Origin of the sequence: Longimicrobium sp. (genome assembly GCF_036399255.1) — a bacterium.
Lineage (GTDB): Bacteria > Gemmatimonadota > Gemmatimonadetes > Longimicrobiales > Longimicrobiaceae > Longimicrobium.
The window spans coordinates 18,219-33,824 of record NZ_DASWNM010000153.1; the positions used below are offsets into that span (position 1 = coordinate 18,219).

The following is a 15,606-nucleotide window of genomic DNA, read 5'->3' on the forward strand; positions in this document are numbered from 1 at the left end:
AAAACGAGCAGCCCCTCCGGGATGACGCCGGCGGGGCTCGAGCATTTGCATCCGGCCTGGATCAGGCGCCAGCCGCGGACGTGAATCGCCCGCGTTGGGTGCGCAGGTCACGCACCGCGGTGGCTGCGGCGCTCGACTTCCTCCGGCGTCGGGTCTTCGAGCGCGAAGGAGCCGTACGGGATGGCGCCGGCCGGCTGGTAGGTGGCGATGATCACGCCGGTCGTAGCGACGGTGGAGCTGACGAGCTTCAGGCCCCCCGGCGCGATGCCATCGCCAAAGAGCCGCTTGCCGCCGCCGAGCAGGACGGGGAATGTCCACACGCGCAGCTCGTCGATCAGCTGGTGCTTCAGCAGCGTCTGCAGCAGGTCGGCGCTCCCGTGCACCTGGATCTCCACGCCATCCCCAGCTTTGAGCTTCTCAACCTCGCCGGGCACGTCGCGGATCAGCGTCGCGGGACCCCAGGAAGTCTGCTGCAGCGAGCGGGATGCGACGTACTTGTGCGCGGCGTTCAGCGACGCAGCCGCAGGCTCTTCGGTGGAGTACGGCCAGTGCGCGGCGAATATCTGGTACGTCCTGCGGCCCAGCAGCAGGTCGTAGGGCGTCGCCATCGCCTCTTCCATCACCTGGCCCATCACGTCGTCCCAGTAATTGAAGGACCAGCCGCCGTGCGGGAATCCGCCGGTCGGGTCCTCCTGCGGATCGCCGGGTGCCTGCATCACGCCGTCCAGGCTGATGAAGGTGTTTACGACAAGCTTGCGCATGGGATCTCTCCGGGTCGATGTCGGGTTCGCGTGGGTTGGCCTTCTCATCCATGCGTCGGATGAGCACAGCGAAAATCGACACCGCCGAGGCGCTCGCTCATCCGGCATAATCGTGGTGAGCCACGACCGCGCACAGCGGCGCACGCCGCGCTTCGTAGCCATCCGCATCACACGCACCGTCATCCGGGTTTGACGGCGGTGGATGGCCGGGCGCAGAATACTCGCGCGTCGCCCCTCATCCAACGAACGCCGGATCAGACCCGATGACCGTCCTGCCCCGCTCCGCCGTCTTCATCAACGCCGCCGAAGTCGCGGTGTGCACCGGGCCCCCGCGCGCGTCGGAGGATGCCGATCCCGCGGGCGTGCTGCACGGCGCGGCCGTCGCGGTGGTGAACGGCGTGGTAGAGGCGCTGGGGCCGCAGGACGACGTGCTGGCCGAGCATCCGCACCTGGAGCGGGTGAACTGCGCGGGACGGGTGATCACGCCGGGGTTCGTGGACAGCCACACGCACGCCGTCTTTGGCCGCTACCGCGTGGAGGAGTACGCGCTGCGCTGCACCGGCGTGCCGTACATGGAGATCGCGCGGCGGGGCGGCGGCATCAACGCCAGCGTGCGCGACCTGCGCGCCCGCGGCGAGGACGAGCTGGTGGAGATGGCGCTGCCGCGGCTGGACGAGATGCTGCGCGGCGGCACCACGACGGCGGAGGTCAAGAGCGGATATGGCCTGTCGACGGAATCGGAGCTCAAGACGCTGCGCGCCATCCGCCGCCTGAACGACATGCAGCCCATCGAGCTGATCCCCACCTTCCTGGGCGGCCACGAGGTGCCGCCGGAGTACCGCGAAAACCGCGCGGCGTACGTAAACCTGCTGGTGGAGGAGATGATCCCCGCCGTGGCGGAAGCCGGGCTGGCGCGCTTCTGCGACGTGTTCATGGAGCCCGGCGTGTTCGGGCGCGACGAGACGGAGCGCATCCTGCGCGCGGGGCTGGCGCACGGGCTGCGCCCCAAGCTGCACGCCGACGAGCTGGAGGGGAGCGGCGGGGCGGAGCTGGCGGCGGAGCTGGGCGCCGCGTCCGCCGACCACCTGGGCGACATCAGCGAGGCCGGCATCGCCGCGCTGGCGGCGTCACGCACCGTGGCCACGCTGCTGCCGGCGACGCTCTTCTTTCTGGGCCGGCCGCGCTGGGCGCCCGGCCGCGCGCTGCTGGACGCCGGCGCCACCGTGGCGCTGGCCACGGACTTCAACCCCGGCAGCTCGCCCACTCCGTCCATGCACTTCATCCTGACGGCCGGCTGCAGCCGCATGGGAATGAGCCCCGCCGAGTCGCTGCGCGCCGCCACCGCCGGCGGCGCCGCCGCGCTGGAGCTGGCGGACGGCCGCGGCACCCTGGCCCCCGGCGCCCCCGGCGACCTGGTCCTCTGGCGCGCCTCCTCCGCCGCCGAGATCCCCTACCGCCTCGCCGCGCCCATCATCGAGGGCGTGTGGAAGGCGGGGGAGCGGGTGGTGTGAAGTGAGCATTTCGTTCGATCGGATCTTATAAATTCTGGAGAGGTGCCCGATGGACCACAAAGCCGCGATCCACAGTAACCTGAGGGAAATCGCTCACACGATGCTCGACTTCATCAAGCATTCTGGGCCCTTGTATCACGAGGGATGGGTTCCTGCGACTTACATCAAACGCGAGCTTAATCTCCAAGTGCTGTGTTATCCAAAAGACAACGAGAAACAACATGGGAAGCAGGGGTGGCTCTTTTCGATCCTAGCCCGGCTGCTTGAGGACGAAGGGCTACTTGAGTACCGTTTCGACGGGAAACACGCCTACTACCGCGCAGTTGAGATCTGAGCCTTCGTCCCCGCCTCGCCGATCATCGAGGGCGTGTGGAAGGCAAGCGAGCGGGTGGTCTGAACCGCGGGGAGAGGACGAGCAAGTGGCGGATCAGATCGTCAATACGTTGTTCACGATGTCGCCGTGTATCCCGGTAATCCCGACGGTGGAGCCGGTGATGTTGTCGATCATGACCTTTTGATCGATGTTGAAGGTGGTGTTGCTCGCCTTCTCCAGTTCGATGACCGCGTACAATTGCAGCGCGATTGCCTTCAGAAATCGTTCGTCGTTGTTCAGCACTGTGGTCGTACCGCCACTGTTCATGTGGATGGCAAGCGCGAAGTCGGCCGCGCTCCTCGACTTCCAGTTCAGGTAGATGAGGTAGCAGGCCGCCGCGATCAGGAGGATTCCCACGCCCGCACCGATCACCGTCAGCAGACACACAATCCCTGCCCCCAGCATGACCCAGACGTAAGTGGGTACCGGCTTGCGCAGATCCCAAAGGGAAACCCGGGAGATGTTGGAAATCGAGAAGATCGAATTGCCGATCACCAGCGTATTTTCCCGGATCCGGAGCAGCCCGTGGTCGTACTGGTTCTTCTCGGACTGCGACTCGGGTTGGGCGATCCGCTGTACGGCAGTGGCAAGGGTGCTCATGGAACGTCCTCCGGCATGATGCGTGGGCCTTCTCGATTCCGCTCGGCTACGGAGTTCCGCACCGCGCCGGCGGCCTGTTGAATCCAACACGGCCATTGGTCGGACGCGGCAGGAGAGAATTCTCATCACACCAATCCCGGCAAGCGATTCTCAGGCAGGGAGCGGGGTCGTTCTCTGCCCCCGCCGCCTGAGAACAGGTCTTTCCGGCATCTTCCATCGAGCACAAACGGCAGCCACGGGCGATGTCGCCCATGGCTGCCGTTCTCGTGCTTCGGAGTATCGCGCGGACAGTGCTTACGGGTTCTGCGAGCCCAGGTACTCCGGCGGGATCGGATTGGCGGCGGATTCCATGTCGAACACCGCGTTCGTAATCCACCAGCGCCCCTCGTGGCGCAGCATCTGGACGCTGTTGATGCCGCGTTGCGCCACGGCCCCGTCCGGCCCGGACCGGCGCGTCTCGTACGCGGAGAACACGTGGGCGATCGTCCCGAACTGATTCACCCGCTGGCCGATGTCGCGCTCCCAGAACCCGCCCTGGGTGCGGTACCCCGGCGACGCGGCCCGGATGAACTCGTCCACCGTCACGTTGATCAGCCGCGCCTGCCCCGACGGCGTCTCAAGGACAAAGGCGAGGCGTGCGTCCGGCAGAAAGAGGGTCCGATAGCGGTCCCAGTCGCGTTCCTGCGTGGCCGGACCGGAAATCACCTCGTAGATGGCGGCTACGACCGCTTGGGGCGAGGCAACGTCCCGCGGGTCCGCGGCACGAGAGGGCGCTGCGGGCGTGTCCGCGGGAGGGGAGAGCGGCGCGGGCGCGGCCGTCTGCTGCACCGCGGGCGCGCACGCCGCCAGCATCGCAAGCGCCGCCAGCCGGAGGGGGTAGAGCCACCTCTTCATCTTCATCTCCATGGGGATGGTCTGGAACGGGACGCGGCTTCCCTCTACCGCTCGTTTACGTACTCGGGCGGGATGGGGTTCTCGGGGCTCTCCGCGTCGAAGACCAGGTTGGTGATCCACCAGCGGTCCTGGTAGCGGATCAGCTGCACGCTGTTGATGCCACGGTCGTCCACGGGGCCGTCCGGCGCCGTAAGGCGCGTCTCGTACGCGGTGAACACGTGGGCGATGCTCCCGAACCGGTCAATGCGGTGTCCGATCTCGCGCTCCCAGAACCCGGCGCCCTGCTGATAGCCCGGCCCCGCGATGCGGATGAACTCTTCCACGTTGGCCGAAAAGAGCCGCGTCCCGCCCGCCCGCAGCGGCTGCACGAACGCCAGCCGCGCATCCGCCAGAAAGAGGGTCCGCATGCGGTTCCAGTCGCGCTGCTGGCTGGCGGGGCCGGTGATGACCTCGTACAGCGCCGTCACGATGGCCTCGGGCGAGGCCACGTCCGACGGGTTTGCGGCGGGGGCCGCCGCCGCCGCGGGAGCCGGGGGCGTGCCCGTCTGCTGCGCGGCGACGGGCGCGCATGCCACCGCAATCGCAAGCACGGCCAGCCGGCCCGTGTGGAGCCACGTGTGCATCACAAACCTCCGCTTGGGTCGAGAGTAGACGCGAAACGTACCTGCGCGAGCAAGGACTGAGCCGGTCGTTCGCGGCTCGCCCCACGCGCGGCGGTGTGCCAATCCCCTGCGATTTCGACCATCGGCCGAATCCAGCCAATCCCGGTAAATCGCGGATCGTCCGAGTGCCCCGCCCGCATCGAATCGCCAGGTTCCCACAGCATGACACGGCGACGCCCGCCGTGCAAGGAACACGTCGGGCTTGACGTATTCCCATATCGACATATATACTGTTTCCATGGCTCGCACACCGACGACATCCGATGCGTTCAACGCGGTCGCCGAGGCGAGCCGACGCGACCTTCTCGATGCGCTGGGCACCGGGGAGGCGACGGTCGGCGAGCTGGTGGACCGGCTGGGCCTTACGCAGCCGCAGGTGTCCAAGCACCTGGGCGTGCTGCGGGCGGTGGGCCTGGTGCTGGTTCGCGCGGACGGGCGGCACCGCTGGTACCGGGTAAACGGGCCGGCGCTCAAGCCCATCCACGACTGGGTGCGCACCTTCGAGCGCACCTGGAACGCACGGCTGGACCGGCTTGACGACCTGCTGGCCGAACTTCAAACCGAGGAGAACACGCCATGACCACCACCGCCCTGCGCAACCGCCACGGATCCGCCGTCATCACCCTGCCGTCGGACACGGAGTACCTCATCACGCGCGCCTTCGATGCCCCGGCCGCGCTGATCTTCAGGGCCCACACCACCCCGGAGCTGGTCAAGCGCTGGTGGGGCTTCGCGACGTCGGAGTGGATGGTGTGCGAGATCGACCTGCGCGTGGGCGGCCAGTGGCGCTACGTGATCCGCGAGCAGGGCGCGGAGGTGGGCTTTCACGGGGAGTACCGCGAGATCGAGGGGCCGCACCGGCTGGTGTACACGGAGATGTTCGAAGGCGTCCCCGATCCGGGCCCCGACGCGTATCCGCTCAACATCATGACCCTCGAGGAGTCCGGCGGCGTCACGACGATGAAGGTGCTGGTGCAGCACCCCAGCCAGGAGGTCCGCGACATGATCCTGGCCAGCGGGATGGAGAGCGGCATGCAGGTTTCCTACGACCGCCTGGAGGACCTGGTCCGGCAGGACGCGTAGGTCACGATCAAAGTCGGCGACGATGACGTCCATAGGCTGACTTCCTGAGCCTGATATGAGAGGGTGTTGCTAAACCCCCAAAATCACAAAGAAGCGCTGACTTCCTGAGGGAGCGCATCACGTCCAACCAGAAGTCACACCGCAGATTGCGCGCGACCGAAGGACCTCTTCTCGGCGGCGCAGGGCCAGCTCAGGGCACGGGACCCGCCCCGTCGTTCTGCTGGCGAGGTCCTTCAGTCGGCGCCAGGGTGCAGTGTACACGCGAGCTGCGGAGCGGCGCCTCCCTCAGGAAGTCAATCACGCTGGGAGGTTTGGCAACACCCTCTCAGGCGGAATCCGGGAAAGCACCCGTCATTCCCAGGAAGCGCCCACCTCGGGACGGCGGAAATCCGCGGAGCCAGTGGCGCGGCCGAAGAACCTTCCGCCCCTCGCGCGGAACCCCTTATCCGGGCAACGCCCGGGAACCCCGCGTGACGGAAAGGTCCCGCCCCCCAGGTGGAGGTTCTTCGGCCGGCGCCACGCTCCCGGGCCTACGGACCGCACCACGCGGCGCCTCACCCAGAATGACAGTTTGCCGGATGAGCGGGGCAGGATGATCCGCGTCACGATCCCAGCGCGCGGATCACGCGGCAGGGGTTGCCGGCGGCGAACACGTCCGCGGGCACGTCCCGCGTCACCACGCTCCCCGCGCCGATCACCGACCGCGCGCCGATCGTCACGCCGGGAAGGAGGATGGCGCCGCCGCCCACCCACACGTCCGAGCCGATGGTGACCGGCTTCGCGCTCTCCAGCCCCGCGCGGCGCACCTCGGCCTCCATGGGGTGCGTGGCCGTGTAGATCTGCACCGCCGGCCCGAACAGCACGTCGCTGCCGACGACGACCTCCGCGCAGTCCAGCACCACGCAGTTGAAGTTGAAGTACACCCGGTCGCCCAGGCGGATGTTGCCGCCGTAGTCGCAGAAGAAGGGTGGCTCGATCCACACCTCCTCGCCCATTCCCCCGAACAGCTCGCGGAGGATGGAGAGACGCAGTTCCTTCTCCGCGTCGCGCGTCTCGTTCAGCGCGTGCGTCAGGTCGCGCGCGCGCCGCCGCTCCTCCACCAGCCGCGGGTCCGTGGCATCGTACGGCTCGCCGGCCAGCATCTTTTCCTTCTCCGTCATCGCTCGAACCTGATCCCCGGAAACCGAGGCTACGCAGAGATGCGGAGCCGCAGAGGAATGGAGCCCTTCCTCTGCGGCTCTGCGTTTCTGCTGCTCTGCGTGCCCGTAGTTGCTGATGCTGCCGAATGGCTACCGGCCGTGGAAGCGCCGCAGGAAGGCGGCGGCGAAGGGTGAGCGCTCCACCTGCGCCGCGTCCAGCGGGTTGCTCCACCACGCGCCCTCGCTGTTGGCCAGCAGGATCAGCGTAAGCCCCTCGTCCGGCAGCTTCAGGTACAGCGCGGAGTACGCCTGCTCCCACCAGCCGGAGTGCCACACCGCCCGCCGCCCGTCCACCTGCTGCACGAACCAGCCGATCCCGTACGGCAGCACCGCCCCGGACGGAGAGCGCCCCGCGCGCCACATCTCCTCCTTCGACGCCTCCGAGATCAGCCGCCCCTCGTCCAGCGCGACGTCGAAGCGCGCCAGGTCCACCACCGTGCTGATCACCCCGCCCGCCGCGCCGTCGCCCTGCGGCCCCGGCCCCTCCGACCGGCGGAGCACGCCGGCGGAATCCACGTGGTACGGCAGGGCCATCGCCGCCTCCAGGTCGGCCCGCAGCGGCAGGTTGCGGTGCCTGCGCGCCGACTCCGTCATCCCCGCCGGCGCGAACACCTCTTCGGCCACCAGGTCGCTGAACGCGCGCCCCGTGATCTGCATGATGGGCCGCGACGCCCACGAAAAGGAGACGGGGTTGTAGTAGAAGCGCTCGCCCGCCGCCGTGCCGTTCATCTGCATCGACAGCACGTGGCGCAGCGTCACGCGCGGCGAGCAGTCGTAGTCCGCGAAAAAGATGCGCGGGCCGTCCGCGCGCGCCTCCGCGCAGAACTCCGCCCAGTCGGTGAAGCTGGACATCGGCCGGTCCAGATCTAGCACGCCGCGCTCCACCAGCCGCATCGCCAGCACGCCGGAGATGGGCTTGGTCACCGAGGCGATGGTATACGGCGTGTGCTCCGTGGCCGGGCGGCGCGCCTCCACGTCCGCCCAGCCAAAGCCGCGGGCCAGCACCACGCGCCCGTCGCGCACCACGGCCACGGAAAGCCCGGGGATGCGCAGCGCCTGCCGCAGCGAGTCCACCTCGGCCGCGAACGCCTGCACGTCCGCCTCCTGCGCGTTCACGGGTGAGCCGACGCCCGCCGCAACCGCGGCGATCACGAGCGTGGCACGACGGAGAGATGCGATGCATGTCATGGGCGTGCCGTACGCGGAAAACCGCACCGCGGTTTCCGCACGCCCGGTTTCGTTCGCACCACCGCGCCACCCGTCCACGTCCACGTCCATGTCCATGTCCACGTCCCGGGCTGAAGCCCGGGGCTAGAACGGCCATAAGCCCCGCCCTGGGCTCGCGGAGCTCGCCCGGCGGGGCTTCAACACCACGGGCGCTCCGCGCAAACGGCGGAATCGCGCAGGGCGTGGCCCACGCGAGCAGGTGAAGCCCCGTTTTGTGAGGAACGAGCAAAGACGGGGCTTATGGCATTTCTAGCCGCGGGCTTTAGCCTGTGGCGTCAACCCGTGGCGCACGGGATCGTGGCGCCGGGGGTCGTGGCGCCTTGGATCCCCCTCATTCGCCCGCCCCACACACGACAAAGCCCCCGCCCGGCGAACCGGGCGGGGGCTTTCGTTGCATCCGCAGGTGCGGAACGGCTTACGCCTGGCCGCCGGCGGCCGGGGCGCCGGTCGCCGCGCTGCCGCTGGCGCCGTCGGTCGCGCCGCCCGCCATCTCGGCCAGCGCCGCCTTGCGGGACAGGCGCAGGCGGCCCTTCTCGTCGATGGAGAGAAGCTTCACCTGCACCACGTCGCCCTTCTTGACCACGTCCTCCGTCTTTTCGACGCGGCCCGCCTGCAGCTCGGAGATGTGCAGCAGCCCCTCGGTGCCGGGCATGATCTCCACGAACGCGCCGAACGTCGTGGTGCTCTTCACCTGGCCCTCGTAGATCTTGCCCACCTCGGCCTCTTCGGTCATCCCCGCGATGATGCGGCGGGCGCGCTCGCCGCCCTCGCCGCTCACCGACGCGATGGTCACCGTGCCGTCGTCGTCGATGTTGATCGTGGCGCCCGTGGCCTCCTGGATGCCGCGGATCGTCTTGCCCTTGGGCCCGATGATCTCGCCGATCTTGGCCGGGTCCACCTTGATGGTGATGATGCGCGGCGCGTACACCGACAGCTCGGCGCGCGGGCCGGAGAGCGCCTTCTCCATCTCGCCCAGGATGTGCATCCGCGCGCGGTTGGCCTTCTGCAGCGCCTCACGCATCAGCTCCAGCGACAGCCCCTCGATCTTGATGTCCATCTGGATGGAGGTCACGCCCTCGCGGGTGCCCGCCACCTTGAAGTCCATGTCGCCCAGGGCGTCTTCGCTCCCCAGGATGTCGGTGAGCACCGCCACCCGGTCGCCTTCCTTGATGAGCCCCATCGCCACGCCGGCCACGGCCGCCCGCATGGGCACGCCCGCGTCCATCAGCGACAGCGACCCCGCGCACACCGTTGCCATCGACGACGAGCCGTTGCTCTCGAGCACGTCGCTGACGACGCGCACCGTGTACGGGAACTCGTCGAACGGCGGCAGCATGGCCTCGAGCGCCCGCTCGGCCAGCGCGCCGTGCCCGATCTCGCGGCGGCTGGTGCCGCGCATGGGCTTTACCTCGCCCGTGCTGAACGGGGGGAAGTTGTAGTGCAGCATGAACGACTTCTTCTGCTGCGTGGGAAAGTCGATGGTGTCGTACGCCTGCTCGTCGCCCTGCGTGCCCAGCGTGGTCACGCCCAGCGCCTGCGTCTGCCCGCGGGTGAACAGCGCCGAGCCGTGCGCGCGCGGCAGCACGCCCACGTCGATGCTGATGGGGCGCACCTCGTCGAGCCCGCGGCCGTCGGAGCGGGTGCCGGTGGACAGGATCATCTCGCGCGTCTCGCGCTTCTCCAGGTCCTTGACCACGCTTCCCACGTCCTTGTCGCTCTCCGGAAACTCCTCGGCCAGCGACGCGGCGATCTCGGTGCGGATGGCCTTCAGGGCGTCGGCGCGCTCGTGCTTGCCGGGCACCTTCAGCGCCTCGGACACGCGGCCGCCGGCGGCGCTCTCGACGCGCTCACGGATGGTGGCGTCCACCGCGCGCGGCGTCCACTCCATCTTGGCGGGCACGTCCAGCTGCGCCAGCATCTCCTTCTGCAGGCCGATGAGCTCCTTGATGCCCACGTGGGCCACCGTCAGCCCCTCGGCGATCTCTTCCTCCGGCACCTCCAGCGCGCCGCCCTCCACCATCATGATGGCGTCCTCGGAACCGGCCACGATGATGTCGAGGTCGCTGTACTCCAGCTGCTGGAAGGTGGGGTTCAGCACCCACTGCCCCTGGATGCGCCCGATGCGCACCGCCGCCACCGGCTCGGCAAAGGGAATGCGGCTCATGTTGAGCGCCAGCGAGGCGCCCGTGAGCGCCACCACGTCCGCGTCGTTCTCCTGGTCCGCCGAGATCACGTAGACGAAGACCTGCGTCTCGTTGTAGAACCCGTCGGGGAACAGCGGGCGCAGCGGGCGGTCGATGAGGCGCGCCGACAGGATCTCCTTGTCGCTGGGGCGCCCCTCGCGCTTGATGAAGCCGCCCGGGATCTTGCCGGCCGCGTAGGTGCGCTCGCGGTACTCGATGGTCAGGGGAAAGAACGGAAGGTGGGTCGGGTTGTCCTGGGCGACCGCGGTGCACAGCACCATCGTTTCGCCGAACTGCACCGTGCACGATCCGTCCGCCTGCCGGGCCATCTTCCCCGCCTCGAGAATCAGGGGGCGCCCCGCGAACTGTCTCTCCAGCTTTGCCATGTAGGTCTTTCCTTGTGATTGCTCGGGAGATGCCGCACTCCGGGCAGCGCTCCCCCGCAGGCGGAGCCCGGTCGCTTTGATGTCCACTTCGTCGCCGCTGTGCAAAAACGCACGCCGGCCGCAGGGTTCATCCCCGTGCGGCCGGCGTGTTTCCTTCTAGTCCTGCCCGCCGTTGCGGGGACGCGCGGCCCGGGGAAGGAGCCCAGTGGCCCGCGTCCCCGGTACTTCGCGCCCGCCCGACGGGGTGCCGATCAGTGGCGCAGCCCCAGGTCGGCGATGAGCGCGCGGTAGCCCTCGAGGTCGTTGCGGCGCAGGTAGTCCAGCAGGCTGCGGCGCTGACCCACCATCTTCAGCAGCCCGCGGCGGCTGTGATGGTCCTTCTTGTGCGCGCGAAAGTGCCCGGTCAGGTCGTTGATGCGCGCGGTGAGAAGCGCGATCTGCACCTTGGTGCTGCCGCGGTCGTTCTCGTGGATCTGGTACTTCTTGACGATGTCGTCGCGGTTTTCGGCCGTGAGCGCCATGATCGGAGCCTCCTGAAGAGTCTGTGCTGGTCGGGAAGTCAGCCGATCCAATCGAACAAAGATTTGCCGAGCGGATCAACAACAAGCCATAGAAGGTAATGCAGCATGCTCCTGCTGGCAACCCGGCGGCGGCGTTCCCAATCGCGGATACCGCGAGTCGACGGACAGGGGTTGCAGGGACTGGATCGATCAGGTTATCGTAATACGAACCCCGCATCGAGGAGAGCAGATGGAGAAAGCGACGATCTCACCCAAGTTCCAGGTCGTGATCCCACGGTCTGTGCGTGAAAGGCTGAACCTGAGGCCGGGGCAGCAGGTGCAGGTGATCCCCTACGACGGCCGCATCGAGTTCATCCCCCTCCGGCCACCGCAGGAAATGCGCGGGTTTCTGGCGGGCATGTCGACGGAGTTCGAGCGCGACCCGGACCGCGTGTGATTCACCCCGCCACCGCACCGGTGCGCAACGTGGTCGACACGTCCGGATGGCTGGAGTACATGACCAACGGGCCGAACTCGAACCTGTTCGCACCCGCAATCGAAGATACGGACACCCTGGTGGTACCCACCGTAAGCGTGCTGGAGGTCTTTCGCTGGGTACTGCGCGAGCGAGGGGAGAGTGACGCCCTGCAGGCGACCGCGATGATGCAGCAGGGCATCGTCGTCGATCTGGACGCGGCGCTCGCGCTGAAGGCGGCGAAGCTTGGCCATACCCACAAGCTCCCGCTGGCGGACAGCGTAATCTACGCTACCGCGCGAGAATATAATGCCGTGCTCTGGACCCAGGACGGGCACTTCGCAGGGTTGGCGGACGTGGAGTACCATCCGAAGCACCAGCCATCGTCGGGAACCACATAGCGCCGGCTGAATCCAAAACTCACCCCACCCCCAGCATCCGCCGGCCTTCGCGCTCGTCGCCGCGGATGGCTTCGATGAGGGCGTCGACGCTGGGGAAGGGGCGGATGTCGCGGATGCGGTCCACCACCTCCACGCGCACGTGGTCGCCGTAGATGTCGCCGCTCCAGTCCAGCAGGTGCAGCTCGATGGTGGGCGAAAAGCCGGGGAAGGTGGGGCGCGGCCCCAGGTGCAGCAGGCCGGGGATGCGCTCGCCGCGCACGCGGCCGTACGCCGCGTAGACGCCTTCCTTCGGCAGCATCTTCTCCGGGTCGCCTACCTCGATGTTGGCGGTGGGAAAGCCCAGCTCGCGCCCCTTCTGCTCCCCGCGCACCACCACGCCCTCCAGCCGGTACGGCCGCCCCAGCAGCCGCGCCGCGCCCGCCGCGTCGCCCTCGGAAAGCAGGCGGCGGATGCGGCTGGACGACACCGGCTCGCCCTCGGCGTGGAACGCCTCCACGACGTCCACGTCGAACCCCATCTCGCGCCCAACCTGCCGCAGCGTCTCCACGCTTCCCTCGCGGTCCTTGCCGAACCCGTGGTCGTAGCCGATCACCAGCTCGTCCATCCCGATGCGGCCGCGCAGGACCTCTTCCACGAAGCGCCGCGCGGGATAGTGCTGCAGCGTGCGCGTGAAGGGGAGGAAGACGACGTACTCCAGCCCCGACTCGGCCAGCACCTCGCGCTTTTCGGCCACCGTGGTGAGCAGGGGCGGCGCGTGCTCGGGGCGAACCACGCGCAGGGGATGGGGATGGAAGGTCACCAGGATGCTGCGGCCGCCGGTGGCGCGGGCGCGCCGGCAGATCTCCTGCAGCACCTCCCAGTGCCCGCGGTGCACCCCGTCGAAGGTGCCCACGGTGACGATGGACCGGCGCCCGTCGCGCGGGATGGCCGCCGGCAGCGCCGGGTCGACGGCGAACGGCGCCACCTCTTCGGACCGCGCCATCACGCGCCCCCCGCGAACACCTTGCGCGGCCGGACCGCTCCGTCCGCCGCCTCGCCCACCGCCAGCAGCTCGCCGCCGCCGGAGACGACCGCCACCGGCCCGTCCGCCGCGAAGCCCTCCGGCGCCTGCACCGCGCGCCCGTGCCGCAGGTCCGCCTCTCCCCGCTCGTCCGCCACCACGCGCGGCAGGTGCATGACGGCCTCCGCGGGCGCGAGCATCGCCGCGCGCACCAGGTCCTCCTCGCCCAGCCGGTCCATCGGCACGGCGCGGGCAACGTCGTGCGGGCCGATGCGCGTGCGCCGCAGCTCGCGCAGGTGGCCGCCCACCCCCAGCGCCTCGCCCGCGTCGCGCGCGATGGCGCGGATGTAGGTCCCGCTGGCGCACTCCACCTCGAACGCGACGTCGGGCAGCTCCATCGACAGCACGCGGATGGCGTGGATCGTTACCGTCACCGGCGTGCGCACCACCTCCCCGCCCCGCCGCGCCACGGCGTACATCCGCTCGCCATCCACCTTCTTGGCGGAGTACGCCGGCGGCAGCTGCTGGATGGTCCCCACCTGCGCCGCCAGCGCCGCCTCCACCTGCTCGCGCGTTACGTCTCGCCAGGCGTCGGAAGAGGCGATCGTCTCACCGGTGTGGTCGTCCGTGTCCGTCGCCTGGCCCAGGCGCATGGTGGCGGCGTAGGTCTTGGGCAGCGGCGCAAAGTACTCCGCCAGGCGCGTCGCGGGGCCCACGCAGACCAGGAGGAGGCCCGAGGCGAACGGGTCCAGCGTACCCGTGTGCCCCACCTGCCGCGTCTTCAGCGCGCGCCGCACCACCGCCACCGCGTCGTGCGACGTGGGGCCGACAGGCTTGTCCACCGGGAGGACGCCCAGGGGGAGCGGGGAGTTCGCGCTCACGGGCGGCCTTCCGGGTGGAAGTGCGTGAGTGCGTGAGTGCGTGAGTGCGTCAGTGGGCGTGCGTCCGAAGGAACCGCGCGCCGGCCGCCCCGGGGAGCGAATGAATTCGCCGCTGGAAAAACGCGAAGTCCGCCTGCGAGAGCGAATGAATTCGCCGCTGGGAAAACGCAAAGTCCGCCTTCGCGGACTGTGGCCGCGGGCATCCGGATGCTACGACGACTCACGAGGAGGCCGACAGTAGATTCCTCGGTCGCGCGCGGGGTTCGCGGCGAGGGCGAGGCTCCGGGGGTGCGCTCCCTCGGAATGACAGATTGGCCCGTGCGTATGACGGATTCGGGCGCGCGCCCGGGTGCGGACGCGCAGGTGCCCGGGACGCCGCACACGGCCGGGCCGCCGAGTCCGCGCAGGCGGACTTTGCGCATTTCCAGCGGCGAATTCATTCGCTCCTGGAGGCGGACTGCGACGGGCGATCCGTATCGTCATCGGAGTCCGCCGCATCATCGGCATCCTCCAGATCATCCGTCTCGTCCGGATCATCGGCGGCGTCCGGATCCTCCGCGTCGTCCAGATCATCGGCATCGGCCGAAGGGTCGGCCTCGTCCGCGTCGAGGGGCTGGTTGCGCAGCTCGGGGGGGAGCGCCTGGCGCAGCAGCTCCTCGATGCGGCTGGCCTCGGCCAGGACGCGGTCGGCTTCGAAGTGAAGCTCGGGGACGCGGCGCATGTGCAGGCGGCCGCTGAGCTGCTTGCGGATGAACGCCGCGGCGCTGCGCAGCCCCTCGATGATCCCCTCGCGCTCCTTTTCGTCGCCCAGCGACGTCACGTACACGCGCGCGTGGTCCAGCTCGGGCGAGGTGATCACCGCGGTGATGGTGGCCAGCCCCACGCGGGGATCACGCACCTCGTCGCGGACGATGAGGGAGATCTCCTGCTTGAGCTGCTCGTTGATGCGGTCGGTGCGTCGGAACCTGGGCATGTGCGTCTCGCCGGTGAAGGACAGGGGACAGGTTACAGGGGACAGGGGACAGCCGGCAACCACGCCGCCCGCCCCGCCCGTGCCGCATCCACCCGCCGTCGATCTCGTGAAGAAAAAACGAGGGGACAGGGAGCGAGGCCCGGCCCAGCCCACGCGGCAGACTGCCTCGCCGGCTGTAACCTGTCCCCTGTCCCCTGTCCCCTCGCCGCCCTAGTAGAACGTCGTGTACGAATCGATGATCCGCGCCCGGCCCTCTTCGGCCACCAGCCCGTCGGCGGACGAGAGCACCGACTGCGCGTGGCGCCGGTCCTCCGACACCACGCACACCGCGATCTCGGCCCGCTGCAGCAGGTCCTGATGCGCCGTCTCCGCCGCGGAGACGTTGAACCGGGCGTGCAGCCGGTCCCGGAGCCCCTTCACCACCGAGCGCTTCTCCTTGAGGGAGGCGCACCCGGGAATGTGAAGGTCCCACACCACCAGTCCCACCGTCATCGCGC

Annotated in this window: 18 protein-coding genes; 6 read left to right on the top strand and 12 right to left on the bottom strand. The window is 69.0% G+C overall.

Annotated features, from left to right (window positions below):
• Positions 1-107: 107 nt before the first annotated feature.
• A complete protein-coding gene (locus tag VGC13_RS29500; RefSeq protein ID WP_331128926.1) occupies positions 108-761 on the bottom strand; it encodes a dihydrofolate reductase family protein in 654 nt (217 codons plus the stop codon).
• A gap of 263 nt (positions 762-1,024) precedes the next feature.
• Here VGC13_RS29500 and hutI point away from each other — a divergent pair, with 263 nt between their 5' ends.
• Positions 1,025-2,272, top strand: a complete 1,248-nt coding sequence (gene hutI, locus VGC13_RS29505; protein ID WP_331128927.1) for an imidazolonepropionase — start codon at positions 1,025-1,027, stop codon at positions 2,270-2,272.
• Positions 2,273-2,321: 49 nt separating this feature from the next.
• The gene (locus VGC13_RS29510) at positions 2,322-2,606 is read left to right on the top strand and encodes a hypothetical protein (protein ID WP_331128928.1); all 285 of its coding nucleotides are present in this window, start codon (positions 2,322-2,324) and stop codon (positions 2,604-2,606) included.
• Positions 2,607-2,699: 93 nt separating this feature from the next.
• Here the strand turns inward: VGC13_RS29510 and VGC13_RS29515 are convergent, their stop codons facing one another.
• From VGC13_RS29515 to VGC13_RS29525, 3 genes are all read right to left on the bottom strand, one after another.
• On the bottom strand, positions 2,700-3,245 hold the full coding sequence (locus VGC13_RS29515) for a DUF6232 family protein (protein WP_331128929.1): 546 nt from the start codon (positions 3,243-3,245) through the stop codon (positions 2,700-2,702).
• A 294-nt stretch (positions 3,246-3,539) separates the two neighbouring features.
• Positions 3,540-4,139: a hypothetical protein gene (locus tag VGC13_RS29520; RefSeq protein ID WP_331128930.1), complete on the bottom strand. Its 600-nt coding sequence runs from the start codon at positions 4,137-4,139 to the stop codon at positions 3,540-3,542.
• A 44-nt stretch (positions 4,140-4,183) separates the two neighbouring features.
• The gene (locus VGC13_RS29525) at positions 4,184-4,762 is read right to left on the bottom strand and encodes a hypothetical protein (RefSeq protein WP_331128931.1); all 579 of its coding nucleotides are present in this window, start codon (positions 4,760-4,762) and stop codon (positions 4,184-4,186) included.
• Between the two features lie 277 nt (positions 4,763-5,039).
• Between VGC13_RS29525 and VGC13_RS29530 the strand changes: the two genes are divergently transcribed.
• The gene (locus VGC13_RS29530) at positions 5,040-5,381 is read left to right on the top strand and encodes a metalloregulator ArsR/SmtB family transcription factor (RefSeq protein ID WP_331128932.1); all 342 of its coding nucleotides are present in this window, start codon (positions 5,040-5,042) and stop codon (positions 5,379-5,381) included.
• A gap of 11 nt (positions 5,382-5,392) precedes the next feature.
• Positions 5,393-5,884 (top strand): SRPBCC family protein, encoded by a 492-nt coding sequence (locus tag VGC13_RS29535; protein ID WP_349264265.1) that lies wholly within the window; start codon positions 5,393-5,395, stop codon positions 5,882-5,884.
• Between the two features lie 602 nt (positions 5,885-6,486).
• Here VGC13_RS29535 and VGC13_RS29540 read toward each other — a convergent pair.
• From VGC13_RS29540 to rpsO, 4 genes are all read right to left on the bottom strand, one after another.
• Entirely contained in the window at positions 6,487-7,044 is a 558-nt protein-coding gene (locus tag VGC13_RS29540) for a sugar O-acetyltransferase (RefSeq protein ID WP_331128934.1), read from the bottom strand.
• A gap of 129 nt (positions 7,045-7,173) precedes the next feature.
• A complete protein-coding gene (locus tag VGC13_RS29545) occupies positions 7,174-8,235 on the bottom strand; it encodes a serine hydrolase domain-containing protein (protein ID WP_331128935.1) in 1,062 nt (353 codons plus the stop codon).
• Between the two features lie 490 nt (positions 8,236-8,725).
• The gene (locus VGC13_RS29550) at positions 8,726-10,879 is read right to left on the bottom strand and encodes a polyribonucleotide nucleotidyltransferase (protein ID WP_331128936.1); all 2,154 of its coding nucleotides are present in this window, start codon (positions 10,877-10,879) and stop codon (positions 8,726-8,728) included.
• A gap of 251 nt (positions 10,880-11,130) precedes the next feature.
• On the bottom strand, positions 11,131-11,400 hold the full coding sequence (gene rpsO / locus VGC13_RS29555; RefSeq protein ID WP_331128937.1) for a 30S ribosomal protein S15: 270 nt from the start codon (positions 11,398-11,400) through the stop codon (positions 11,131-11,133).
• 229 nt (positions 11,401-11,629) lie between these two features.
• Between rpsO and VGC13_RS29560 the strand changes: the two genes are divergently transcribed.
• The gene (locus VGC13_RS29560) at positions 11,630-11,836 is read left to right on the top strand and encodes an AbrB/MazE/SpoVT family DNA-binding domain-containing protein (RefSeq protein WP_331128938.1); all 207 of its coding nucleotides are present in this window, start codon (positions 11,630-11,632) and stop codon (positions 11,834-11,836) included.
• Between the two features lie 20 nt (positions 11,837-11,856).
• Entirely contained in the window at positions 11,857-12,255 is a 399-nt protein-coding gene (locus tag VGC13_RS29565; RefSeq protein ID WP_331128939.1) for a type II toxin-antitoxin system VapC family toxin, read from the top strand.
• Between the two features lie 19 nt (positions 12,256-12,274).
• Here VGC13_RS29565 and VGC13_RS29570 read toward each other — a convergent pair whose 3' ends face one another.
• From VGC13_RS29570 to VGC13_RS29585, 4 genes are all read right to left on the bottom strand, one after another.
• A complete protein-coding gene (locus tag VGC13_RS29570; RefSeq protein WP_331128940.1) occupies positions 12,275-13,237 on the bottom strand; it encodes a bifunctional riboflavin kinase/FAD synthetase in 963 nt (320 codons plus the stop codon).
• Positions 13,237-14,136 carry a tRNA pseudouridine(55) synthase TruB gene (gene truB, locus VGC13_RS29575; RefSeq protein ID WP_331128941.1) on the bottom strand — a complete coding sequence of 300 codons (900 nt, stop codon included), beginning with the start codon at positions 14,134-14,136 and terminating at the stop codon, positions 13,237-13,239. Before truB ends, VGC13_RS29570 begins: the two co-directional genes overlap by 1 nt.
• A 436-nt stretch (positions 14,137-14,572) precedes the next feature.
• Positions 14,573-15,109, bottom strand: coding sequence for a 30S ribosome-binding factor RbfA (rbfA, locus tag VGC13_RS29580; RefSeq protein ID WP_331128942.1), 537 nt, complete (start codon positions 15,107-15,109; stop codon positions 14,573-14,575).
• A 210-nt stretch (positions 15,110-15,319) separates the two neighbouring features.
• Entirely contained in the window at positions 15,320-15,601 is a 282-nt protein-coding gene (locus tag VGC13_RS29585) for a DUF503 domain-containing protein (protein WP_331128943.1), read from the bottom strand.
• Positions 15,602-15,606 lie beyond the last annotated feature (5 nt).